This is a genomic window from Micromonospora sp. NPDC002389, from assembly GCF_040296095.1.
Lineage (GTDB): Bacteria > Actinomycetota > Actinomycetes > Mycobacteriales > Micromonosporaceae > Micromonospora.
The window spans coordinates 50,877-72,790 of the sequence record NZ_JBEOWP010000004.1 but is presented as its reverse complement, the minus strand read 5'-3'; the positions used below and the strand labels follow the sequence as shown (position 1 = coordinate 72,790).

Annotated in this window: 20 protein-coding genes; 16 read left to right on the top strand and 4 right to left on the bottom strand. The window is 71.4% G+C overall.

Going from position 1 to position 21,914, the window contains the following annotated elements; all coding sequences use genetic code 11:
* Positions 1-213: 213 nt before the first annotated feature.
* The 10 genes from ABT008_RS09235 (at position 214) to ABT008_RS09190 (ending at position 11,675) form a co-directional block, all read left to right on the top strand.
* Positions 214-930 (top strand): DedA family protein, encoded by a 717-nt coding sequence (locus tag ABT008_RS09235; protein WP_350695045.1) that lies wholly within the window; start codon positions 214-216, stop codon positions 928-930.
* 126 nt (positions 931-1,056) lie between these two features.
* Positions 1,057-2,169, top strand: a complete 1,113-nt coding sequence (locus ABT008_RS09230) for a calcium:cation antiporter family protein (protein WP_350695043.1) — start codon at positions 1,057-1,059, stop codon at positions 2,167-2,169.
* Positions 2,170-2,309: 140 nt separating this feature from the next.
* Complete coding sequence (gene ruvC, locus ABT008_RS09225; protein WP_350695041.1) at positions 2,310-2,837, top strand: crossover junction endodeoxyribonuclease RuvC; 528 nt, start codon at positions 2,310-2,312, stop codon at positions 2,835-2,837.
* Positions 2,834-3,436, top strand: coding sequence for a Holliday junction branch migration protein RuvA (gene ruvA / locus ABT008_RS09220; protein WP_131057678.1), 603 nt, complete (start codon positions 2,834-2,836; stop codon positions 3,434-3,436). Before ruvC ends, ruvA begins: the two co-directional genes overlap by 4 nt.
* The gene (gene ruvB, locus ABT008_RS09215; RefSeq protein WP_350695039.1) at positions 3,433-4,503 is read left to right on the top strand and encodes a Holliday junction branch migration DNA helicase RuvB; all 1,071 of its coding nucleotides are present in this window, start codon (positions 3,433-3,435) and stop codon (positions 4,501-4,503) included. Before ruvA ends, ruvB begins: the two co-directional genes overlap by 4 nt.
* 135 nt (positions 4,504-4,638) lie before the next feature.
* A complete protein-coding gene (gene yajC, locus ABT008_RS09210; RefSeq protein WP_350695037.1) occupies positions 4,639-4,977 on the top strand; it encodes a preprotein translocase subunit YajC in 339 nt (112 codons plus the stop codon).
* 293 nt (positions 4,978-5,270) lie between these two features.
* Positions 5,271-7,154 (top strand): protein translocase subunit SecD, encoded by a 1,884-nt coding sequence (gene secD / locus ABT008_RS09205; RefSeq protein WP_350695036.1) that lies wholly within the window; start codon positions 5,271-5,273, stop codon positions 7,152-7,154.
* A gap of 1 nt (position 7,155) precedes the next feature.
* Positions 7,156-8,364: a protein translocase subunit SecF gene (gene secF / locus ABT008_RS09200; protein ID WP_350695034.1), complete on the top strand. Its 1,209-nt coding sequence runs from the start codon at positions 7,156-7,158 to the stop codon at positions 8,362-8,364.
* A 103-nt stretch (positions 8,365-8,467) separates the two neighbouring features.
* Positions 8,468-9,034: an adenine phosphoribosyltransferase gene (locus ABT008_RS09195; protein ID WP_350695032.1), complete on the top strand. Its 567-nt coding sequence runs from the start codon at positions 8,468-8,470 to the stop codon at positions 9,032-9,034.
* A 196-nt stretch (positions 9,035-9,230) separates the two neighbouring features.
* Positions 9,231-11,675: a RelA/SpoT family protein gene (locus tag ABT008_RS09190; protein WP_350695577.1), complete on the top strand. Its 2,445-nt coding sequence runs from the start codon at positions 9,231-9,233 to the stop codon at positions 11,673-11,675.
* Positions 11,676-11,744: 69 nt separating this feature from the next.
* Here ABT008_RS09190 and ABT008_RS09185 read toward each other — a convergent pair whose 3' ends face one another.
* Entirely contained in the window at positions 11,745-12,584 is an 840-nt protein-coding gene (locus ABT008_RS09185; RefSeq protein WP_350695030.1) for a peptidylprolyl isomerase, read from the bottom strand.
* Positions 12,585-12,646: 62 nt separating this feature from the next.
* On the bottom strand, positions 12,647-13,558 hold the full coding sequence (locus ABT008_RS09180; protein WP_350695029.1) for a peptidylprolyl isomerase: 912 nt from the start codon (positions 13,556-13,558) through the stop codon (positions 12,647-12,649).
* A gap of 247 nt (positions 13,559-13,805) precedes the next feature.
* On the opposite strand from ABT008_RS09180, the gene ABT008_RS09175 reads away from it, so the two are divergent.
* Together ABT008_RS09175 and hisS are read left to right on the top strand one after the other, a co-directional pair.
* Positions 13,806-14,525: an MBL fold metallo-hydrolase gene (locus ABT008_RS09175; RefSeq protein WP_350695027.1), complete on the top strand. Its 720-nt coding sequence runs from the start codon at positions 13,806-13,808 to the stop codon at positions 14,523-14,525.
* Between the two features lie 54 nt (positions 14,526-14,579).
* Positions 14,580-15,908, top strand: coding sequence for a histidine--tRNA ligase (gene hisS, locus ABT008_RS09170; protein ID WP_350695025.1), 1,329 nt, complete (start codon positions 14,580-14,582; stop codon positions 15,906-15,908).
* A gap of 110 nt (positions 15,909-16,018) precedes the next feature.
* On the opposite strand, the gene ABT008_RS09165 is transcribed toward hisS, so the two are convergent.
* Positions 16,019-16,531, bottom strand: a complete 513-nt coding sequence (locus ABT008_RS09165; RefSeq protein ID WP_350695024.1) for a PaaI family thioesterase — start codon at positions 16,529-16,531, stop codon at positions 16,019-16,021.
* 55 nt (positions 16,532-16,586) lie between these two features.
* On the opposite strand from ABT008_RS09165, the gene ABT008_RS09160 reads away from it, so the two are divergent.
* Positions 16,587-17,057, top strand: coding sequence for a winged helix-turn-helix transcriptional regulator (locus ABT008_RS09160; protein WP_350695022.1), 471 nt, complete (start codon positions 16,587-16,589; stop codon positions 17,055-17,057).
* A gap of 81 nt (positions 17,058-17,138) precedes the next feature.
* Here the strand turns inward: ABT008_RS09160 and ABT008_RS09155 are convergent, their stop codons facing one another.
* The gene (locus tag ABT008_RS09155; protein WP_350695020.1) at positions 17,139-17,969 is read right to left on the bottom strand and encodes an SGNH/GDSL hydrolase family protein; all 831 of its coding nucleotides are present in this window, start codon (positions 17,967-17,969) and stop codon (positions 17,139-17,141) included.
* A gap of 246 nt (positions 17,970-18,215) precedes the next feature.
* Between ABT008_RS09155 and ABT008_RS09150 the strand changes: the two genes are divergently transcribed.
* From ABT008_RS09150 to ABT008_RS09140, 3 genes are all read left to right on the top strand, one after another.
* Positions 18,216-19,268, top strand: coding sequence for a S1 family peptidase (locus ABT008_RS09150; protein ID WP_350695018.1), 1,053 nt, complete (start codon positions 18,216-18,218; stop codon positions 19,266-19,268).
* Positions 19,269-19,544: 276 nt separating this feature from the next.
* Entirely contained in the window at positions 19,545-21,350 is a 1,806-nt protein-coding gene (gene aspS / locus ABT008_RS09145; protein WP_350695017.1) for an aspartate--tRNA ligase, read from the top strand.
* Positions 21,351-21,430: 80 nt separating this feature from the next.
* Complete coding sequence (locus tag ABT008_RS09140) at positions 21,431-21,910, top strand: NAD-dependent epimerase/dehydratase family protein (protein WP_350695015.1); 480 nt, start codon at positions 21,431-21,433, stop codon at positions 21,908-21,910.
* Positions 21,911-21,914 lie beyond the last annotated feature (4 nt).

Sequence of the window (21,914 nt, the reverse complement as noted above, 5' to 3'; positions counted from 1 at the left end):
CGGCACGGTGTCGGGACGGACGCGCCCGGCGCGGGCGGGACGCGCAAGAGCACGGCACGGCGGTACGAGAGACGGGTTCACGACCCGCCGAAACACCCGTGACCTGCGCGGATCGGTGTGAGCTGATGTCGGGCACCGGGGCCTTCGGGAGCGGCCTAGACTACGGGCGTCCCGCGGCGGTCGGGACGACTGCCGCGGTATTCGGAGGTCTCCTTGTCGACGCCCATCACCACCACCCTGGCTCTCGGCCCGGACTGGCTCGATCCGGAGTGGTTGATCTCGACCTTCGGGTTGATCGGCATCCTGGTGATCGTCTTCGCCGAGTCGGGCCTGCTGATCGGGTTCTTCCTGCCGGGTGACTCGCTGCTGTTCACCACCGGCCTGCTGGTCGCCGACGGCCAGTACATCAAGTATCCGCTGTGGCTGGTGTGCCTGCTCATCACCATCGCCGCCATCGTCGGCGACCAGGTGGGATACCTGTTCGGCCGCAAGGTCGGCCCGGCGCTGTTCCGCCGCCCGAACTCGCGTCTGTTCAAGCAGGAGAACCTGCTCAAGGCGCACGAGTTCTTCGAGAAGTACGGTGCCCGGTCGGTGGTGCTGGCGCGCTTCGTGCCGATCGTGCGGACGTTCACCCCGATCGTCGCCGGGGTGAGCCGGATGAACTACCGCACCTTCGTCATCTACAACGTGGTGGGCGGCGTCCTCTGGGGCACCGGCGTGACGGTGCTCGGCTACTTCCTGGGCCAGATCCCGTTCGTCAAGACGAACATCGAGTACATCCTGATCGCCATCGTGGCGCTCTCGGTGCTGCCGATCGCGATCGAGCTGCTGCGGGCGCGGATGGCCGCCAAGCGGGGCGTCACCCCGCAGGAGCGCGCAGCGGCCGAGGAGGCGATCCGCGAGACCCGGGAGCACTACGGCAAGCACTGATCGTGGCTCGCGGTCGTCGGCGCGCGCACGCCCGCGACCGCGAGCGGTGACCCGGGCGCCGTCGTCCGGGTCACACCGGCCACCGGAGGAGTTGGTCCCGGTGGCCCCGCCCCATAGGGTTCGATCATGCAGACGTCGGCGGCCGAGATCGACCAGCCCCGCCGGGACGTCGGGCGCATCGTGGACATGCTCCTGTGGGGTGCGACCGCACTCGGCGCGATGCTCGCCGCGCTGGCACATCTCACCGGTGCGGCGCCGGTCCTGCGCTTCTTCGTCGCGCTGGCCGCGATCACCCTGGCCTCGGCGGTGCTCGGGCGGTCGCTGGACCAGCTCGGTGGCCGGATGCGTCCGGCCGCCATCGGCACCTTCCAGGCCGTGGTCGGCAACCTGCCCGAGCTGATCATCTGCATCTTCGCGCTTCGCGCCGGCCTGGTGGCCGTGGTGCAGGCCGCGTTGATCGGGTCGGTGCTCAACCTGCTGTTGCTGGGCAACGGACTGTCCTATCTGGCCGGTGGGCTGCGCAACGGCACGATGAGCATCGACGGGCGGCACGCCAAGGTCACCCGGGTCATGCTCGTGCTGCTGATGGCCACTTTGATCACCCCGGCGATCGCGGTCAACCTCGGCACTCCCGCCGCCGAACACACGAGTGCGGTCTCCTACGTGGTGGCGATCGCCCTGCTCACCGTGTTCGTGGTGTCCCTGCCGTTCCGCCTCGGCAAGGACGCCGACGCGCCGCCGCCGGTGCACAACGGGGCCGGCGAGGCCAAGGTGGGCACCTGGCCGCTGCCGCGCGTACTGCTGCTGGTGGCCGTGGCCGGACTGCTCATCGCGTTCGAGGCGGACTGGCTGATGGACGCCCTGCTGCCGGCCACCGAGGCGATGAACCTCAACGCCGCCTTCGTCGGCCTCTTCCTGGTGGCCACCGTCGGCAACCTGTCGCAGCTCGCCCCGGCGGTGCAGCTCAGCCTGCGCGGCGACGCCGACACCGCCACCGCGATCACCATGGAGGGCGCGCTCCAGGTCGCGTTGATGCTGGCCCCGGTGCTGATGCTGATCGCCCCGCTGCTCGGCGCCGGTGAGTTCACGCTGATCTTCCCGCCGTTGCAGATCGTCGCGGTCATCGTGGCGGCCCTGCTCGTCGTCTTCGTGACCATCGACGGCACGGTCAACCACCTGGAAGGACTGGCGCTGGTGGCGCTCTACACCGTGCTCGGCTCGCTGTTCTGGTGGGGCTGAGACCGGTTCAGGCGCACACGGCAGCCCAGGTGGCGCGGCGAGGCGAGCGGGTGCCGGGCGTGTCCCGGAGCACGGCTCGCAGACGGCATCGGTAGGGTGTCGAACACACGTACTGGCCGGTGGCCGGGGGAGGAGGCGGCGTGCGGGTGCTCGGCGTCGACCCGGGGTTGACCCGATGTGGGGTCGGCGTGGTCGAGGGGGTGCCCGGCAAGCCCTGCACGCTGATCGCCTACTACGTCGTCTACACCGATCCCGGTGACGAGCTGCCGGCGCGCCTGCTGCACCTGGACCGTTCGCTGACCGACCTGGTCGCCGAGCACCGGCCGGACAGTGTGGCCGTGGAGCGGGTGTTCAGCCAGCACAACGTGCGTACGGTGATGGGCACCGCGCAGGCCAGCGGGATCGCCGTGCTCGCCGGTGCGCGCGCCGGGCTGCCGGTGCAGACGTACACCCCGAGCGAGGTGAAGGCGGCGGTGACCGGCTCCGGGAAGGCGGACAAGGCGCAGATCACGGCGATGGTCACCCGACTGTTGCGGCTGCCCGAGCCGCCGCGCCCGGCCGACGCCGCGGACGCCCTCGCGCTGGCCATCTGCCACGTGTGGCGGGGCGGCACCCGGTCCAAACTGGCCGTCGCGGCGGACCGGGCGAGACGAGGAGGAGCGAGATGATCGCCAGTGTGCGCGGCGTGGTGACCGCGACCGGCCCGGCCCACGCGGTGATCGAGGTGGGCGGGGTCGGTCTGGCCGTGCAGTGCGCCCCCGGCACCATCGCCGACCTGCGGGTGGGCCAGTCGGCCCGGTTGGCCACCAGCCTGGTGGTGCGGGAGGACTCGCTCACCCTCTACGGCTTCGCCGACGACGACGCGAGGGCGCTGTTCGAGCTGCTCCAGACCGCGAGCGGGGTGGGGCCGCGCCTGGCCCAGGCGGTGCTCGCCGTGCACACCCCGGACGCGGTGCGCAAGGCGATCGCCAACGCCGACACAGGCGCGCTGACCCGCGTACCCGGGATCGGCAAGAAGGGCGCCGAGCGCCTGGTGCTGGAGTTGCGCGACCGGATCGGCCCGGTGGCCGTCGGTGCCGACGGCGCGGCCGGGGTGACCGGCGGGGCCTGGCCGGAGCAGGTCCGCCAGGCGCTGATCGGGCTCGGCTGGACGGCCGGTCAGGCCGACCAGGCGGTCACCGCCGTCGCGGAGACCGTCGACGGGCCCACGCCGCCGGTGCCGGTGCTGCTCAAGCAGGCGATCCGGCTGCTGGGCCGGTCCCGGTGACCGCGCCCGACGGCGGGCTGGTCTCGGCGTACGTCAGCGAGGCGGAGCGGGACGCGGAGGTCAGCGTCCGGCCGAAGCGGCTGGACGAGTTCATCGCCCAGCACCGCGTCCGCGACCAGCTCGACCTGCTGTTGCAGGGTGCGATGCGGCGCGGCTCGCCACCGGACCACATCCTGCTCTCCGGGCCGCCCGGCCTCGGCAAGACCACCCTGGCCAACATCGTCGCCGCAGAGCTGGGCACCGGCATCCGGGTGACCAGCGGCCCGGCGATCGAGCGTTCCGGCGACCTGGCCGCGATCCTGACCAGCCTCGCCGAGGGCGACGTGCTCTTCATCGACGAGGTGCACCGGATCGCGCGGCCGGCCGAGGAGTTGCTCTACAGCGCGATGGAGGACTTCCGGGTCGACGTGGTGGTCGGCAAGGGGCCCGGCGCCACCGCCATCCCGCTCGACGTCGAGCCGTTCACCCTGGTCGGCGCGACCACCCGGGCCGGGCTACTGACCAGCCCGATGCGGGACCGCTTCGGGTTCGTCGCCCACCTCGACTTCTACGCCCCCGCCGAGCTGGAGCTGCTGCTGCACCGCTCGGCCCGGATCCTCGGCGTGCCGATCACCGACGACGGGGCGGTGGAGATCGCCGGCCGGTCGCGGGGGACCCCCCGGATCGCCAACCGCCTGCTGCGCCGGGTGCGCGACTTCGCCGAGGTACGCGCCGACGGGGTGGTCACCGTCGAGACCGCCCGCGCGGCGCTGACCGTGTACGACGTGGACGCGCTCGGCCTGGACCGGCTCGACCGGGCGGTGCTGACCGCCCTGGTGGACTCGTTCCGGGGCGGCCCGGTCGGCCTGTCGACCCTGGCCGTGGCGGTGGGGGAGCAGCCGGACACGGTGGAGGAGGTCTGCGAGCCGTTCCTGGTGCGGGCCGGCCTGCTGGCCCGCACGCCGCGCGGCCGGGTGGCGACCGATGCCGCCTGGCACCACCTGGGACGTAACCCGCCGAATGGTACATTTGGGGGCGAGGCTCCTGCCGTGCCCGACTTGTTCTCCGTGGACAGCGACCAGCCGTGATCTGTTCGTGATCTGTGCCGCATTCGGCGTTCCCAGATAGAGCGACTAGACTCGCCGCGGTCCGCACAGGATGTGAAAATCCGCCTCCGCTCGGTGCCAGCACCGTGACGGGGGCCAATGGGAAGGTCTACAACCGTGCTCTACGCAGCAGAAGGCGGAGGAGCGGCGGGCTTCACGCCGATCCTCATGATCGCGCTGCTCTTCGGCGTCATGTACTTCATGATGATCCGCCCGCAGCAGAAGCGCCGCCGTGAGGCCGAGGCGATGCAGACTGGCCTCTCCGCCGGCGACGAGGTGGTCACCATCGGCGGGCTCTACGGCACGGTGACCGGCGTCGAGGACGACAGCGTCCTGCTCGAGATCGCTCCCGGAGTGCAGACCCGCTACGCCCGCCCGGCGATCGCCCGGGTGGTCACCAAGGCGGAGCGACCCGTCGAGTCGCCCGTCGAGGAGAGCGACACCGTCAAGGACTGAGCACCGCGTCCACCCGGGCCGGCCGCCGCAGGGCGGTCATCATGCCCGGGTGGGAGCCGCCCGCACGCGTCCCCGAGCGGGCGGTCGCCGCACGTGGCGCGAGTGCGACAACTGGATAGATGGCCGACGCCGGGCGTCGGTGCTCCGGCTCGGCCGGTCCACGCGCCCGCGTCGGCCACCCGAGGCGGCGGCACCGGCCCGGGCGCCGTCGGAAGGCAGACCGTGGGCCGGGCAGCCGGCCGACCCGCCGCCGCGCCCGCGGCGGCGCGACCGTACAGGGAGACAGGACAGCCGTGGCACCACCTCAGGGACAGATGCGCCCGGGACGGCAGTTGGCCGTACTCGGGGCCATCTTCGTCGTCCTCTATCTTTTGGTGTTCTTCTCGGCCGGCGCCAGCGGGGGCTGGAAGGATCGGCTCGAGCCTCGTCTCGGTCTTGACCTGGTTGGTGGTACCCGGCTGACGCTGGAGGCCACCAACACCCTCGACGGTCGGGCCCCGACGGCGGAGAACCTCGAGAAGGCCCGCCAGATCATCGAGAACCGGGTCAACGCGTACGGCGTGGCCGAGGCCGAGGTGATCACCGAGGGCGACCGCAACATCGTCATCTCCCTGCCCGGCGAGAACCGCGACCTCACCGAGGTCGGCAGCGCCGCCGAGCTGCGCTTCCGCAAGGTGCTGAAGATCGCCGACGGCAGCGGCACGGTCCGCACGCCGGCGCCGACCCCGACCGGGTCCGTCGAACCGACGCCGTCCGGCGACGCCGCCGCGAGCCCGTCGCCCACGCCCGAGGCCGCGGTCACCTCCTCGCCGTCGGCCGGCGGCCAGGGCGGTGGCGCGCCGACTCCGACGCCCACCGAGTCGCCCGCCGCGACCCCCTCGCCCTCGCCGAGCGCGGAGGAGGACGTGCCGCAGAGCGTCGAGGAGCAGCGGCAGGCCGTCGAGCAGAAGGTCGGCGCCGAGGCATGGGCCGCCGCCACCGGTCTCCAGGCCCCGGCGGACCTGGCCGCCGACCCGTCGCTGGCCGAGAAGCTCGCGCCCTTCGCCGAGCTGTCCGGCCGCGAGGTCGCGGTGCTGCCGACGCAGATGCAGTTCAACGTGCCGACCATCAGCTGCCTCCAGCTCGACGACCGGCCGCCGGCCTCGATCTCCGACCCGGAGCAGCAGGCGGTCTCCTGCGAGGCCGGTTCCATCAAGAACCTGCTGGACGTGGCGAAGGTGCTCGGCACCGACGTCAGCAGCGCCACCGCGGTCCGCGACCAGACCAGCCAGTGGGTGGTCAGCCTGGACTTCACCCGCAGCGGCGGGGACAAGTGGACCGCGCTGACCCGCGAGGCGTTCAACAACGAGGGCCAGGCCTGCGACGCCTCCGCGCTCGGTGACGAGGGTCGCTGCCGCGTCGCCGTGGTGCTGGACAACCAGATCATCTCGTCGCCGCAGATCCAGGGCGTGCTCGTCGGCAGCTCGCAGATCACCGGCAACTTCACCAACGCCGAGGCCAGCGAGCTGGCCGGCTACCTCAGCTACGGTGCCCTGCCGGTGACCTTCGAGCCGCAGGAGCAGCAGAACGTCACCGCCACGCTGGGCGCCAGCCACCTGCGGGCCGGTCTGCTCGCGGCCGGCATCGGCATGCTGCTGGTCATCATCTACTCGTTCTTCTACTACCGTCTGCTCGGCTCGGTCATCTTCCTGAGCCTGATCGCGTCGGCGCTGCTGCTCTTCGGCTCGCTGGTGTTCCTCGGCCGGCAGATCGGCTTCACGCTCACCCTCGCCGGCATCGCCGGCATCATCGTCTCGCTCGGTGTGGCGGCGGACTCGTTCGTCATCTACTTCGAACGACTCAAGGACGAGATCCGCGACGGGCGCAGCCCGCGCAGCGCGGTGCCGCGAGCCTGGATCCGGGCCCGCCGGACGATCATCTCGGCGAACGCCATCACGATCCTGTCGGCGGTGGTGCTCTACATCGTCTCGGTCGGCACGGTGAAGGGCTTCGCCTTCGCCCTCGGCCTGGCCACGGTGCTCGACCTGCTCGTGGTGTTCCTGTTCCGACACCCGATCATGACGATGCTCGCCAGCACCAAGGCGTTCCTGTCCCCGCGGGTCAGCGGGCTCGGCCGGGTGCTGCCCGCCCGCTCGGCGCCGACCCAGCCTCGCAACCAGCGCGCCAAGGAGGCGTGACATGTCCGCTGAGAACGGTCTGGCAGCTCGCCTCTATCGGGGCGAGGCCGGCCTCAACATCGTCGGCAAGCGCAAGATGTGGTTCACCATCGCCGCGGTGCTGGCGACGATCGCGCTGGCCAGCGTCATCTTCAACGGGTTCAAGCTCGGCATCGAGTTCGCCGGCGGCAACTCGTTCCAGATCCCGACCAGCGTCGGCACGCTGCAGGACGCCGAGGCGGCCACGCAGAACGCGCTGTCGGCCCAGGGCGGCACCGTGGTCACCGCGCAGCAGGTCGGCGGTGGCAGCGGCAACTTCTACGAGCTGCGGACCACCGAGCTGAACGGCGAGCAGGTCCAGGCGGTCAAGACCACCCTGGGCCAGCAGTTCAACATCGATCCCGAGTCGATCAGCAGTAACCGGGTCAGCGAGGCGTGGGGCAGTCAGGTGACCAACCGGGCGCTGCTCGGTCTGGTCATCTTCATCGCGCTGGTCACCGTCTACCTGGTGCTGCGCTTCGAGTTGAAGATGGCCATCGCGGCGATCTTCTCGCTGGTGATGAACCTGGTCCTCACCGCCGGCCTCTACTCGATCGTCGGCTTCGAGGTCACGCCGTCGACGATCGTCGGATTCCTCACCATCCTGGGCTTCGCCCTGTACGACGTGGTGGTGGTCTTCGACAAGGTGCAGGAGAACACCCGAGGGATCACCGCGAGCAACACCCAGACGTACGGCGAGGCGGCCAACCTGGCCGTCAACCAGAGCCTGATGCGGTCGATCAACACCTCGGTGGTCGCCCTGCTCCCGGTCGGCGGCATCCTCTTCATCGGTGCCGGCCTGCTCGGCGCGGGCACCCTGAAGGACCTCGGCCTGGTGCTGTTCGTCGGTATGGCGATGGCCTTCGTCACCTCGATCACCCTGGCCACGCCGCTGCTGGTGGTGCTCAAGAACCGTGACCCGCGGATCGACGCGCACAACAAGCGGGTCCAGGCCCGTCGGGCCGGGACGTCCCGGGACACCTCGGCCGCCAAGGGCTCCCGCAAGGCGGAGTCGACCGAGGCGGTCGAGACGGACGAGGAGCCGGTGGCCGCCGAGACGGGTGCCGCGCTGGCCGGTGCCGCCGCGCCGAAGGTGGGCGCGCGTCCGGCCGGTAAGCGCTCCGGTGGTGCCCGTGGTGGCCGCCCCGGCGGCGGGGGCGGTAACCGCCCGGGTGGCGGCAAACGGCGCTGACCGGGCCGGGACCGACCCGGTAGGGACGAACACGACGGCGTCCTGCATGCTGTGCGAACAGCGTGCAGGGCGCCGTTGTCTGGTGGAAGGGAACGGAAGCGTCGTGACGGAGACCCACAGCACCGCGGTACGCGGCGACAGCGGCCCGGAGACCGCCCGGCTGGTGGCCAGCCGGGTGCTGGACGTGCCCGACTTTCCGAAGCCGGGCGTCATGTTCAAGGACCTGATGCCGCTGTTCGCCGACGGTGAGACCTTCCGGACGGTGATCGACGGGATCGTCGCCCACCACGGGCGGGACTCCTTCGACACCGTGGTCGGCATCGAGGCGCGCGGCTTCGTGGTCGCCGCCGCGATCGCGTACGCGACCGGGGTCGGTGTGGTGCCGGTGCGTAAGGCCGGCAAGCTGCCCCGTCCCGCGTACGCGGCCTCGTACGAGCTGGAGTACGGCGAGGCGACGCTGGAGGTGCACCAGGACGCGTTCACCGCCGGGCACCGGGTGCTGGTGGTCGACGACGTACTCGCCACCGGCGGCACCGCCGCGGCAACGCTCGACCTGGTGGAACGGGCCGGTGGCACGGTCGCCGGATTCACCGTGCTGCTGGAGCTCTCCTTCCTCGGTGGGCGGGCGAAACTGGCGCCGCGTCCCGTCCATGCCCTGCTGACCGTTTGAACCGACCCGCCCCCGGCGACCGAGGCGGCACGGTACGTCCGGCGGAGCGGCAGGGCACCGTCGGTACGGGTAGCATTGCCCATTGCTGACCGGACGGTGAGCCGTCCGAGAGGCGCGAGACCCACCGGCCGACGCACGGTCGGTGGTTCCCCGGCGAGCGGTGAGGAGGCCGGTGTCCCACGATGTCGTCCCTCCGGTGGAGGGCACGGTGCACCCGACAGGTGACGCGAACGGCTCGCTGACCGACCCCGACGGTGCCACACCGGCCGTGGCCGGGGCGCCCGGTGCGGTACGCCCCAGCGGCGACGTGGCGGTCCCCAGCGCGGCCGACGGCGGCTCCGTCGCGGCCACCGGTGACCCGTTGCCGAGCAGCGGATTCGGGCTCTCCAACGCGCCCACCGGCCGACGGGTCCGGGCGCGGCTGGCGCGGTTCAACGCGCCGTGGCAGTCCTCGCAGGTCAGCGAGGTGTTGGAGCCGCTGATCTCGTCACACCGGGAGAATCACCCCAAGGCGGATGCCCGGCTGCTGCAACGTGCCTTCGACACCGCCGCACGGTGGCACTCGGGTCAGTACCGCAAGTCCGGCGACCCGTACATCACCCACCCGCTGGCGGTGGCCACCATCCTGGCCAACCTGGGCATGGACACCACCACGCTGGTCGCCGCGCTGCTGCACGACACCATCGAGGACACCGAATACTCGCTGGACCAGATGCGCACGGACTTCGGTGGCGAGGTCGCGCTGCTGGTCGACGGCGTCACCAAGCTCGACAAGGTCAAGCTCGGCGACGCGGCGAAGGCCGAGACGATCCGCAAGATGGTCGTCGCCATGGCCAAGGACCCGCGCGTCCTGGTGATCAAGCTGGCCGACCGGCTGCACAACATGCGGACGCTCTCCTTCCTGCCCGCGCCGAAGCGGGAGCAGAAGGCCAAGGAGACGCTGGAGATCCTCGCCCCGCTGGCCCACCGCCTGGGTATGAACACCATCAAGTGGGAGCTGGAGGACCTCGCGTTCGGGACGCTGTTCCCGAAGCGGTTCGAGGAGATCAACCGGCTGATCGGGGAGCATCAGCCGCAGCGCGAGGCGTTGCTGCGGCAGGTGACGCAGAAGGTGCAGGTGGACCTGAAGGCCGCCAAGATCAAGGCGGAGACGACGGGTCGGCCGAAGCACCTGTACTCGATCTACCAGAAGATGATCGTGCGGGGTCGGGACTTCAACGACATCTACGACCTGGTGGGTGTGCGGATCCTGGTCGACACGGTGCGGGACTGCTACGCGGCGTTGGGTGTGATCCACGCGAACTGGCAGCCGGTGCCGGGGCGGTTCAAGGACTACATCGCGATGCCCAAGTTCAACATGTACCAGTCGCTGCACACCACGGTGATCGGGCCGACCGGCAAGCCGGTGGAGATGCAGATCCGCACGTACGCGATGCACCGTACGGCGGAGTTCGGTATCGCGGCGCACTGGAAGTACAAGGAGAAGGGCACCCAGATCGTCGGGCCGCCGGCGCACATCGACGAGATGACCTGGCTGCGGCAGTTGCTGGACTGGCAGCGGGAGGCGGCGGACCCGAGCGAGTTCCTGGACGCGTTGCGGTTCGACCTGTCCAGCCAGGAGGTGTACGTCTTCACCCCGAAGGGCGACGTGATCCCGTTGCCGACGGGGTCGACGCCGGTGGACTTTGCGTACGCGGTGCACACCGAGGTGGGGCACAAGTGCATCGGGGCGCGGGTCAACGGCAAGTTGGTGCCGTTGGAGTCCACGCTGTCCAACGGCGACGTGATCGAGATCTTCACGTCGAAGTCGGAGACGGCCGGCCCGACGCAGGACTGGTTGGGCTTCGTCAAGAGCCCCCGGGCGCGGACGAAGATCCGGCAGTACTTCAACAAGGAGCGCCGCGAGGAGGCGATCGAGGAGGGCAAGGACGCGATCGTCAAGGCCATGCGCAAGCAGGGCATGCCCTTGCAGCGGATGCTCACCTCGGACGCGTTGATGGCGATCGCCCGGGACCTGCACCTGGCCGACGTGGCGTCGCTGTACGCGGCGGTGGGGGACAGCCAGGTCTCCGCGCAGTCGGTGGTCCAGAAGTTGATGGCCACCTACGGCGGCGAGGAGGGTGCGGCCGAGGACATCGCGGAGACCGCGGTGGCCACCCGGCCGCCGCGCAGCCGGGCCTCCAGCCATGACCCGGGTGTGGTCGTGCGGGGCGTCAGCGACGTCTGGATCAAGCTGGCCCGCTGCTGCACCCCGGTGCCGCCGGACACGGTGTTCGGCTTCGTCACCCGTTCCGGCGGGGTCAGCGTGCACCGTGACGACTGCGCCAACGCCGAGGACCTGCGCGCCCAGGGCGAACGGGTGGTCGAGGTGAGCTGGAAGCTGACCTCCGCCTCGACGTTCCTGGTGGCCATACAGGTGGAGGCGCTGGACCGGCACAAGCTGCTCGCGGACGTCACCCGGGTGCTCTCCGAGGAGCGGGTCAACATCCTCTCCGCCACCGTCACCACCACCCGGGACCGGGTGGCGGTGAGCCGGTTCAGCTTCGAGATGGCCGACCCGAAGCACCTGGGGCACCTGCTGGCCGCCGTCCGCAAGGTCGACGGGGTCTTCGACGCCTACCGGGTCACCTCCGGCGCCTGAGGCGTACGCACGGACAACGGAAAGCGCCCGCCGGCTCAGCCGGCGGGCGCTTCGTCGTACGCGCGGGGCTCAGCCCGCCGCCGCGCTCATGGTGAGGTCGGTGATGACGATCTCCTTCTTCGGGTGACCGCCACCGGCCTGCTGGGCGAACGCGCCGTCGTCACCGGCTTTGGCGACGTCGTTGACGATGTCCATGCCGTCGGTGATCGTGCCGAGCACGGTGTAGTTCGGGTCCAGCGGCGAGTCGCCGTAGACGATGAAGAACTGGCTGCCGGTGCTGGCCGGCTGGCCCGAGTTGGCCATCGCGATGACGCCGGCCTCGTACGGCGGGCGCTTGTCGGTGGGCAGGTTCTCCTCCGGCATGCGGTACGCCGGGCCGCCGGTGCCGTCGGTCTCCCGCCAGCCGTCACCGGTGGAGCTCGGGTCGCCGCACTGGAGCACCTTGATGCCCTCGGTCACCAGGCGGTGGCACTTGGTGTTGTCGAAGAAGTTCTGCTCGGCCAGGTGGGTGAAGCTGCCCGCGGTGCAGGGCACGGCAGCCCGGTCGATACGGGCGGTGATCGGGCCGAGGTTGGTGGTGATCGTCATGGTCTGGGTACCGACCCGGCTCTGCTGGGTGTCCGGCAGCCCGACGTCCTTGGTCGTCGGGGTCCGTTCACCCGCCGGGATCTCCACCCAGCCGCACTCCGCGGTGCTGCCGCCCTGGGCCGCGGTGTCGCCGCCACTGTCGTCGCCGATCAGGTTGGTGGCGAGCCAGGCCGTGCCGGCGACCACCAGCAGCAGGACCACTCCGGCCCCGACCACCGCCTGGGTCTGGCGGCGCTTGCGCGCCCGCGTCGACCGCTCGGCCATCTCCTTCTCGAGCCGGGCGCGGGCCGCCGCGCGCTGCCGCTCTCTGGTGGACGTCACGCCTCGATCCTCCTGGACTGTATGTGGATCCCGCTGCGGTGGGTGAGACCGCCGAGTTCGGGTCAGCCGGCGCTCGCGCTGGCCTCGGGTGAGCCGGAGGCCGCCGGGCTTGCCGCGCCCGCCGGCGTCGGCTCGGGCGGGGACGCCGGGTCGAGCCCCGGCTCGCCGACGGTCAGGCTCTGGATGACCACGTCGTCGTCCTTCGGCTTGACCTTCTCGCCAGCCTCATTCTCCACGGTCGGCAGCGCGCCGATCTTCTCCACCACGTCCAACCCGCCGGTGACCCGGCCGATGACCGGGAAGGCCGGCTCGGCGGTGGTGAAGTCCTCGAAGAAGATCAGGAACTGGCTGCCGTTGGCGCCCGGCGGGTTGCTGATCATCGCCACCGTCCCCTTGGGGTACGTGGGCGGTGAGTCCGGCGACGGGCTGGGCGACGCCTCCGGCGCGGTCGGCACGTTCTCGTTGTAGAACGAGTACGACGGGCCGCCGAGGCCGGTGCCGCTCGGGTCGCCGCAGCGCACCGCGCCGTCGGCGGTGATCTCGTGGCACTTGGTGTCGTTGTAGAAGCCCTGCCCGGCCAGGTGGGCGATGCTCGCGGCGGCGCACGGGGCGTTCGCCAGGTCCAGCTCGACCGAGATCGGGTCGCCCTGGTTGGTGGTGATGGTCATCGGCCGGGTGCCGGTCACCGGCAGGCCGGTGGCGGCCGGCTCGCCGACCTGGCGGAGGTTCGGGTTGCCCTCGGTGTTCTGCGGGGTCCAGAGGCAGACCTCGTCGTTCGCGGTGTCCCGCGTCGGCTCGCTGTCGAAGGCGCCCAGCGCCCACGCCGAACCGGCGACGACCAGCACGAGGATCAGGGCGGTGCCGACACCGGCTCGAATGCGCCGACGGCGCCTGACGGTGGCGGCCCGGCGGGCCTGTTGCCGGTCGAGCTTGGCCCGCGCCAGTTTGCGCTGCCGGTCCCTGCTGGAAGCCACCCGTGCTCCCCTTTCCTCTACCCTGGTCGTCACCTGGTGGTCGCGTACCCGTCGGGCGGCAGGTGCGCCACGCCACACGCCCGCCAGAGTGTACGGGTACCGGCTGGGAAAGTCGTGTACGAGGTCGGTGCACATCCGCATCGGAATCCGTCACTGCCCCTGTGCGCCGGTGGGACCGAGCGGTCCGGGCCCGCCCGGAACGCCGGTAGGCTGCTGGCGAGGACGACTCGACGGAAGGGGAGCGGACGTGCTCGTGGCCGGCTTTCCCGCGGACGCCTTCGGCACCAACTGCTATGTGGTCGCCGCCGCGCCGGGGGAGCAGTGCGTGGTGGTCGACCCCGGCATCGGGGTGATCGACCGGCTCGACGCGCTGCTCGCCGAGCACCGCCTGCACCCGGCGGCCGTGCTGCTCACCCACGGGCACCTGGACCACACCTTCTCCGTGGCACCGGTGTGCGGGGCGCGGGGCATCACCGCGTACGTGCACCCGGCCGACCGGGAACTGCTGGCCGACCCGACGAAGGCCCTGTCGATGGACCTCACCCAGCTCTTCGGTGGCCGGCTGCCGTACGCCGAGCCGGAGGACGTCGCCGAACTGGCCGACGGCACGACGCTCAGCCTCGCCGGGTTGGAGATCACCGTCGACCACGCACCGGGCCATACCGGCGGGTCGGTGCTGTTCCGGCTGCCCGGCGCCGGCTCGCCCTGGGAGGCGGAGCAGATCTGCCTCTCCGGTGACGTGCTGTTCGCCGGCTCGATCGGCCGCACCGACCTGGCCGGCGGCGACATGCCGACGATGATCACCAGCCTGCGGGACAAGATCCTCCCGCTCGCCGACGACACCGTCGTGCTGCCCGGCCACGGCCCGACGACCACCATCGGCCGCGAGCGCGCCACCAACCCGTACCTCGTCGAGGTGGCCGGGACGGGCGGCGGACGACCGGCGGCCCCCACCCGCGGCCTGTAGTCGCCGCGGACCAGGACCTCCCCGCGCCTGCCGCGCGGGTGCCGAAGGAGCATCATGAGCAAGCCCACGCCCATCTCCGGCTTCCCGGAGTGGACGCCCGCCCAGCGGATGATCGAGCAGTACGTCCTGGACCGGATCCGGTCCACCTTCGAGCTGTACGGCTTCGCGCCGCTGGAGACCCGCGCCGTCGAGCCGCTGGACCAGTTGCTGCGCAAGGGGGAGACCTCGAAGGAGGTCTACGTGATCCGGCGCCTCCAGGGCGATGCGGAGGGTCCGGCCGGTGACGACGCCCTCGGGCTGCACTTCGACCTGACCGTGCCGTTCGCCCGGTACGTGCTGGAGAACGCCGGCAAGCTCCAGTTCCCGTTCCGCCGCTACCAGGTCCAGAAGGTGTGGCGGGGCGAGCGTCCGCAGGAGGGGCGATACCGCGAGTTCCTCCAGGCCGACATCGACATCGTCGACCGGGACACCCTGGCCCCGCACCACGAGGCGGAGATGCCGCTGGTCATCGGCGACGCGCTGCGGGCGCTGCCGATCCCGCCGGTCCGCATCCAGGTCAACAACCGCAAGATCTGCGAGGGTTTCTACCGGGGCATCGGGCTGACCGACCCGGAGGCGACGCTGCGCGCGGTCGACAAGCTCGACAAGATCGGCCCGGCCGGTGTGACGGAGCTGCTGGCGACCACGGCCGGGGCGAGCGAGGCGCAGGCCAAGGCGTGCCTGGCGCTGGCCGAGATCTCCGCGCCGGACGCCTCGTTCGCCGACGCGGTCCGCGCGCTCGGGGTCAGTGACCCGTTGCTGGACGAGGGCGTCGCCGAGCTGACCGCCGTGGTGGAGACCGCCGCCGCGCACTCGCCCGGCCTCTGCGTGGCCGACCTGCGCATCGCCCGGGGCCTGGACTACTACACCGGCACCGTCTACGAGACGCAGATGATCGGGTACGAGCGGTTCGGCTCGATCTGCTCCGGCGGCCGGTACGACAACCTGGCCAGCGCCGGGACCACCCGCTTCCCCGGGGTGGGCATCTCGATCGGGGTGACCCGGCTGCTCGGGCTGCTCTTCGGCGCCGAGGCGCTGACCGTGTCCCGGTCCGTGCCGACCTGCGTGCTGGTGGCGGTCACCACCGAGGAGCTGCGGCCCGCCAGCAACCGGGTCGCCGAGGCGCTGCGGGCGCGGGGCGTACCCACCGAGGTGTCGCCGAGCGCGGCGAAGTTCGGCAAGCAGATCCGGTACGCGCAGCGGCGCGGCATCCCGTACGTCTGGTTCCCGGGCGCGGAGGGTGCCCCCGACGAGGTGAAGGACATCCGCTCCGGTGAGCAGATCGTCGCGGTGGCGGGGGAGTGGACGCCACCTGCGGCGGACCTGCGGCCGCTGGTGAGCTGAGGCCCCGGGCGCGGACGTCGCTGGCTCTCTCGACGACGTCCGCACCCCGGGCGGCCTGGGTGTAAGGAAGGGCCCCCTATTAACGCCTCGTGTATAGGAAGGGTCCCTTCCTAACCTCGCTCCAGGGGGAGCAGCAGACAGCTCGACGTGGCGTGCGCGACGAGGCGGGACTGCCCGTCGGTGAGCCGGGCCTCGGCCAGGGCGGTCCGCCGACCGCGTTGCAGCACGGTGCCCTCGCAGCGCAGCGTCCCGGAGCGGACGGTCACCGGGCGGAGGAACTTCACGTTCAGGTCCAGCGAGGTGTAGCCCACGCCGATCGGCAGCGTGGTGTGCACGGCGCAGGCGGCGGCGGTGTCCAGCAGCGTGGAGAGCACGCCGCCGTGCACGGTGCCGAGCGGGTTGTAGTGGAACTCCTGCGGTTCCAGCTCGACGACGACCCGGCCCTCCTCGGCCTCCATCCGGGACATGTCGATCAGGTGCATCACCGGTGGGGCGGCCAGTTCTCCGGCGATCATCGCGCGGAGCAGCTCCAGTCCGCTGCGCTGGCCGACCTGGGCGGCGTTGAGACCCGGGTCGGACCAGGAGAAGGTGCGGCTGCGCGTCGCACCCTGCGTCTGCGTCATGGACGCAGCCTGTCAGTGCTTGCTGGGTCTGTCAATCAGACCTAGCCTGGCGGGCATGAGACCCGTGGCACTGGACTGGTCGATCGACAACTGCACGGTCGCCCGCGCCATGGAGATCCTCGGCGAGAAGTGGACCCTGGTGGTGCTCCGCGAGGTGTTCAGCGGGGTCCGCCGCTTCGACGACATGCGGGTACGCACCGGCGTACCCCGGCAGGTGCTGACCAACCGGCTGGCCACACTGGTCGCGCAGGGAGTGCTCCGGCGCGAGCCGTACCGTGAGCCGGGCAGCCGGCTGCGGCACGAGTACCGGCTCACCGCCAAGGGGATGGACCTGTGGCCGGTACTGGTCGCCGTGCTGGCCTGGGGGGACCGCTATCTCGCCGACCCGGAGGGGCCGCCGCTCAGCGTCGGACACCGCGACTGCGGCGCCGAGATTCGGGCGGAACTGCACTGCGCGGACGGGCACCACGTCACCGAGCCGCGTGACGTGATGCCGCGTCCGGGGCCGGGCGCCCGTCGACGGTGACGCCCGGCCGCTTGCCGACGATGACGCCCGGCCGGTTTCCGAGGTCCGGCCCGGTGCTGTCGCCGGGCCGGTCTCCGGTGGCTACCAGGCGAAACCGGCGGGGTAGGAGACGTTCGCCAGGACCTGCTGGCCGCTGGCGTTCGGGTGGAAGTAGTCCCAGCCGGAGAGCTGGGAGAGGGTGAACGGGTAGCCGAAGACGGCGTTGCCGTCGTACCGGCAGTTCGACCCGTACGCGGCGCAGGCCGCGGCGAGCTGGCCGTTGAAGTCGACCACCCGCTGCCGGACCCGGTTGCGGCGGTCCACGTCGGCCTGCGCGGTGGAGGTCGGGTTGGCCAGCAACGACTGGCAGATCCCGAACAACGACCAGGCGGTACGCGCGCTGCCGCTGTCCTTGCCGACCGTCCAGAGCCGGTGCACGTCCGGAATGCTGATCACGAAGACACGCGCGTTGGGTAGGCCGGTCCTGAGTCGGTTCAGCGCGGAGTCGATGTTGGCCCGGAAGGTGGCCACCGAGGTCATGCCCGACTCCGAGCCGGTGCAGGCGTCGTTCGCGCCGATCAGGATGGTCACGTACCCGGCTCCCTGGCTGACCGCGGTGCCGGCCTGGCCGCTGAGGTCGGCGGACTTCGCGCCGGTGCGGGCGGCGTTGTGGTTGCGGCCGTTGATCGCCGGTTCGGCCCGGCGGATCCGCAGGTAGTGGCTGTTGACCGTGGCGTCGTCGCCGGTGCTGAACGACCGGCTGGTGCAGTCGACGTACCACCCGCAGGCGTTGAAGCCCCGGGTGATCGAGTCGCCGAGGCTGGCCATCGAGGTCGGTGGCGGGCCGGGTGCGGCCAGGGCGGGGGCGGTGGTGAGTAGGACGAGGGCGGTGACGCCGGCGAGGGTGGCCAGCGCGCGTCGGACGAGGGTCATGGTGGCCTCCGGTTCACGGTTGCCGGGTGGCGGCGGTGACCAGAGCGTATAGATGACCGTCTGTGTCCACAATGTTGCGCAGCGATTACTTGGGGGTGGTTGGTCGATTCGGCCGGACTCGGGGGTTGTTGACGATCTTAAATGTGTGAATACTTTCCCTCGCTTGGTCATTTCCCCAGGTGGCTGAGTTGCCCCCGCCCCTGTCGACGTGACAGGGCATGAAACCCCCTACCGGGAGGCTGTTACATGCGACCCACAAGGTCAATGCTTCGCCGCGTCGTCTCCGTCGCCGCCGCCGGAACTCTGGTCGCCGGCGTACTGGCCGGCGCCCCGGCCCAGGCGGCGCCCGCGTCCGCCACACCCGACGCCGCGGCCGCCCTCGCCGACCGCCTCGGTGACCGCGCGGCCGGCGCCTACGCCGACGCCAGCGGCGCCATGGTCGTCGCGGTGACCGACGCCGTCGCGGCCCGCCAGGTGGCCGCCGCCGGCGCCACCCCGAAGCTGGTCACGCGTGGTGCCACCGAGCTGAACCGGGCCACCGCCGTGCTGGAGCGCTCCGCCGCGATCCCGGGCACCGCCTGGTGGACCGACCCGGCCACCAACCAGGTCGTCGTCTCCGTCGACAGCACCGTCACCGGCGCCAAGCTGGAGCGGGTCAAGGCCGCCGCCGCGCGCACCAACGGCGCCGTCCGCATCGAGGCCCAGGCCGGTGTGCTGAGCACCCGTATCTCCGGTGGCGAGGCGATCTACGCGCAGGGCGGCGGACGCTGCTCGCTCGGCTTCAACGTGCGGGCCGGCAGCACCTACTACTTCGTGACCGCCGGCCACTGCACCAACATCGCCGCGAACTGGTACAGCAACTCGGCGCAGACCGCGCTGCTCGGTTCGCGTACCGGCAGCGTCTTCCCGGGCAGCGACTACGGCATCGTCCGCTACGCCAACCAGAGCGTCGTGCAGCCGGGCAACGTCTACCTCTACAACGGCACCTACCAGGAGATCACCGCTTCCGGTAACGCGTACGTCGGCCAGTCGGCGCAGCGTTCCGGCAGCACCACCGGTGTCCGCGGCGGCTCGGTGACTGCCCTCAACGCCACCGTCAACTACGCCGAGGGCCAGGTGCGCGGCCTGATCCGGACCAACATCTGCGCCCAGCCGGGTGACAGCGGCGGCTCGCTGTTCAGTGGCACCATCGCGCTCGGCCTCACCTCCGGCGGCAGCGGCAACTGCAGCATCGGCGGCACCACCTTCTTCCAGCCCATCGGGCCGGTGCTGAGCCGGTACGGCGTCAGCGTCTACTGATCTCCTCCCGCGAACCTTCTCCTCCGCCAGCGGGCCGCCGGATTCCTCCTCCGGCGGCCCGCCCGGCTTTGTAAGGAGGGGACCCCTGCTAACGCCTGCGGTATAGGAAGGGTCCCCTGCTAACGCTGCCCGGCGCGCTGCTGTTAGCAGGGGACCCCTGCTATGCACGAGGCGTTAATAGGGGGCCCTTCCTTACACCGGGGGAACGAGGGCGGGTGCGGGCTGACAGAATGCCGGGAGCAACGGACGTAGAGCCAGACGAGGGAGACGCACGTCGTGATCCGTACCCATGACGCCGGCAGCCTGCGCGCGACGGACGCCGGCACCACGGTGACGCTCGCCGGGTGGGTGGCCCGCCGGCGCGACCACGGCGGTGTCATCTTCGTCGACCTGCGCGACGCCTCCGGCGTGGTCCAGGTGGTCTTCCGCGAGGAGGACGCGCACGCGCTGCGCAACGAGTACTGCGTCAAGGTCGTCGGTGAGGTCACCCGCCGCCCTGAGGGCAACGAGAACCCGGAGCTGCCCACCGGCGAGATCGAGGTGACCGCTGCCGAGCTGGACGTGCTCTCCGAGGCCGCCCCGTTGCCGCTGCCGATCGACGACCAGGTGGTGGCCGGTGACGACGTCCGCCTGAAGTACCGCTACCTCGACCTGCGCCGGGGCGGCCCGGCCCACGCGATGCGCCTGCGGTCCCGGGCCAACCAGCTCGCCCGTGGCGTGCTGCACGAGCGGGACTTCCTGGAGATCGAGACGCCGACGCTGACCCGGTCCACCCCGGAGGGCGCCCGCGACTTCCTGGTCCCGGTCCGCCTGCAACCCGGCAGCTGGTACGCGCTGCCGCAGTCCCCGCAGCTGTTCAAGCAACTGCTCATGGTCGGCGGCATGGAGCGGTATTACCAGATCGCCCGCTGCTACCGCGACGAGGACTTCCGGGCCGACCGGCAGCCGGAGTTCACCCAGCTCGACATCGAGATGTCCTTCGTCACCGAGGACGACGTGATCGACCTCGGTGAGGAGATCGCCGCCGCCCTCTGGTCCGACCTGGCCGGGTACGAGATCCCCCGGCCGATCCCGCGGATCACCTGGCACGACGCCATGGCCCGGTACGGCTCGGACAAGCCGGACCTGCGCTACGGCGTGGAGCTGACCGAGCTGACCGACTACCTGCGCGGCACCCAGTTCCGGGTCTTCGCCGGGGCGATCGACGCGGGCGGCTACGTCGGCGCGGTGGTGATGCCCGGCGGCGCCGGCCAGACCCGCAAGGAGCTGGACGGCTGGCAGGACTGGGCCAAGGCGCGCGGCGCCAAGGGGCTGGCGTACGTGGTGCTGGACGCCGAGACCGGCGAGCCGCGCGGGCCGGTGGCCAAGAACCTCTCCGCCGAGCACCTGGCCGGGCTGGCCGACGCGGTCGGCGCCAAGCCGGGCGACGCCGTCTTCTTCGCGGCCGGCCCGGAGGCCCGTGAGGCCCAGGAACTGCTCGGCGCGGCCCGGATCGAGATCGCCAAGCGGGCCGGCCTGGTCGACGAGAGCGCCTGGGCGTTCTGCTGGGTGGTGGACGCCCCCATGTTCGAGAAGACGGACGATGGTGGCTGGACGGCCGTGCACCACCCGTTCACCTCGCCGAACGCCGAGTGGATGGACCGCTTCGAGGAGGCGCCGGACCGGGCGCTGGCCTACGCGTACGACATCGTCTGCAACGGCAACGAGATCGGCGGCGGCTCGATCCGTATCCACCGCCGCGACGTGCAGCAGCGGGTCTTCGAGCTGCTCGGCATCACGCCCGAGGAGGCGCAGGACAAGTTCGGCTTCCTGCTGGAGGCGTTCAGCTACGGCCCGCCCCCGCACGGAGGAATCGCGTTCGGCTGGGACCGGGTCTGCATGCTGCTCGCCGGTGTCGACTCGATCCGCGAGGTCATCGCCTTCCCGAAGACGCGGGGCGGTTTCGACCCGCTGACCGGCGCGCCCACCCCGATCACCGGGCAGCAGCGTGCCGAGGCCGGCATCGACGCCAAGCCCAAGCCCGCCCAGGTCCCGCACACCGGCACCGCCGGCCCGGCCGCCCCGGTCGCCGACCCCACCTGACCGACGTCGCGTGAGGTCGGCGGGGCAGCACCCCGCCGACCTCGCGACGCGTCGCGGAGCGGTCCAGGGGGAGCAGGCCGGTGAGGTTGCTGGTGGTGGGTGGCAGCGGGTTCCTCGGCCGTGAGGTGTGCCGCCGGGCGGTCGCTACCGGGTGGGACGTGGTCGGCACGCACTATTCGGGGCGGGTCGAGGTCCCCGGTGTGGCGTCACACCGGGTCGACGTGACCGACCGGGCCGCGGTGCGCGAGCTGGTCACACGGGTACGCCCGGACGCCGTGGTCGGCACCCCCTACCGGTACGCCGACTGGGCGGTCACCGCCGACGGGGCGGCCCATGTCGCCTGCGCGGCCGTCGAGGTGGCAGGTGCCGACGCGGTCAGCCGGGCCGAGCTGGGTCTGCTGGTGGCCCGGCGGGACAGACTGGACCCGAGCGCCCTGCGGATCACCACCGGGCCCGCAGTCGGGGTGCGCCGCTCCACCGAGGTACGCCTGGACTCCGCCCGCGCCGCCGTGCTCCTGCGGACGCGGCTGCGCGGTGTCGCCGAGCTTCTCGCCGCCTGAGCCC

Coding starts and splice junctions, on each gene's coding strand:
- ruvA (WP_131057678.1), top strand. CDS start 2,834: ATGATCGCCAGTGTGCGCGGCGTGGTGACCGCGACCGGCCCGGCCCAC.
- ABT008_RS09160 (WP_350695022.1), top strand. CDS start 16,587: ATGAGACCCGTGGCACTGGACTGGTCGATCGACAACTGCACGGTCGCC.
- hisS (WP_350695025.1), top strand. CDS start 14,580: ATGAGCAAGCCCACGCCCATCTCCGGCTTCCCGGAGTGGACGCCCGCC.
- ABT008_RS09230 (WP_350695043.1), top strand. CDS start 1,057: ATGCAGACGTCGGCGGCCGAGATCGACCAGCCCCGCCGGGACGTCGGG.
- ABT008_RS09155 (WP_350695020.1), bottom strand. CDS start 17,969: ATGACCCTCGTCCGACGCGCGCTGGCCACCCTCGCCGGCGTCACCGCC.
- ABT008_RS09150 (WP_350695018.1), top strand. CDS start 18,216: ATGCGACCCACAAGGTCAATGCTTCGCCGCGTCGTCTCCGTCGCCGCC.
- secF (WP_350695034.1), top strand. CDS start 7,156: ATGTCCGCTGAGAACGGTCTGGCAGCTCGCCTCTATCGGGGCGAGGCC.
- ABT008_RS09165 (WP_350695024.1), bottom strand. CDS start 16,531: ATGACGCAGACGCAGGGTGCGACGCGCAGCCGCACCTTCTCCTGGTCC.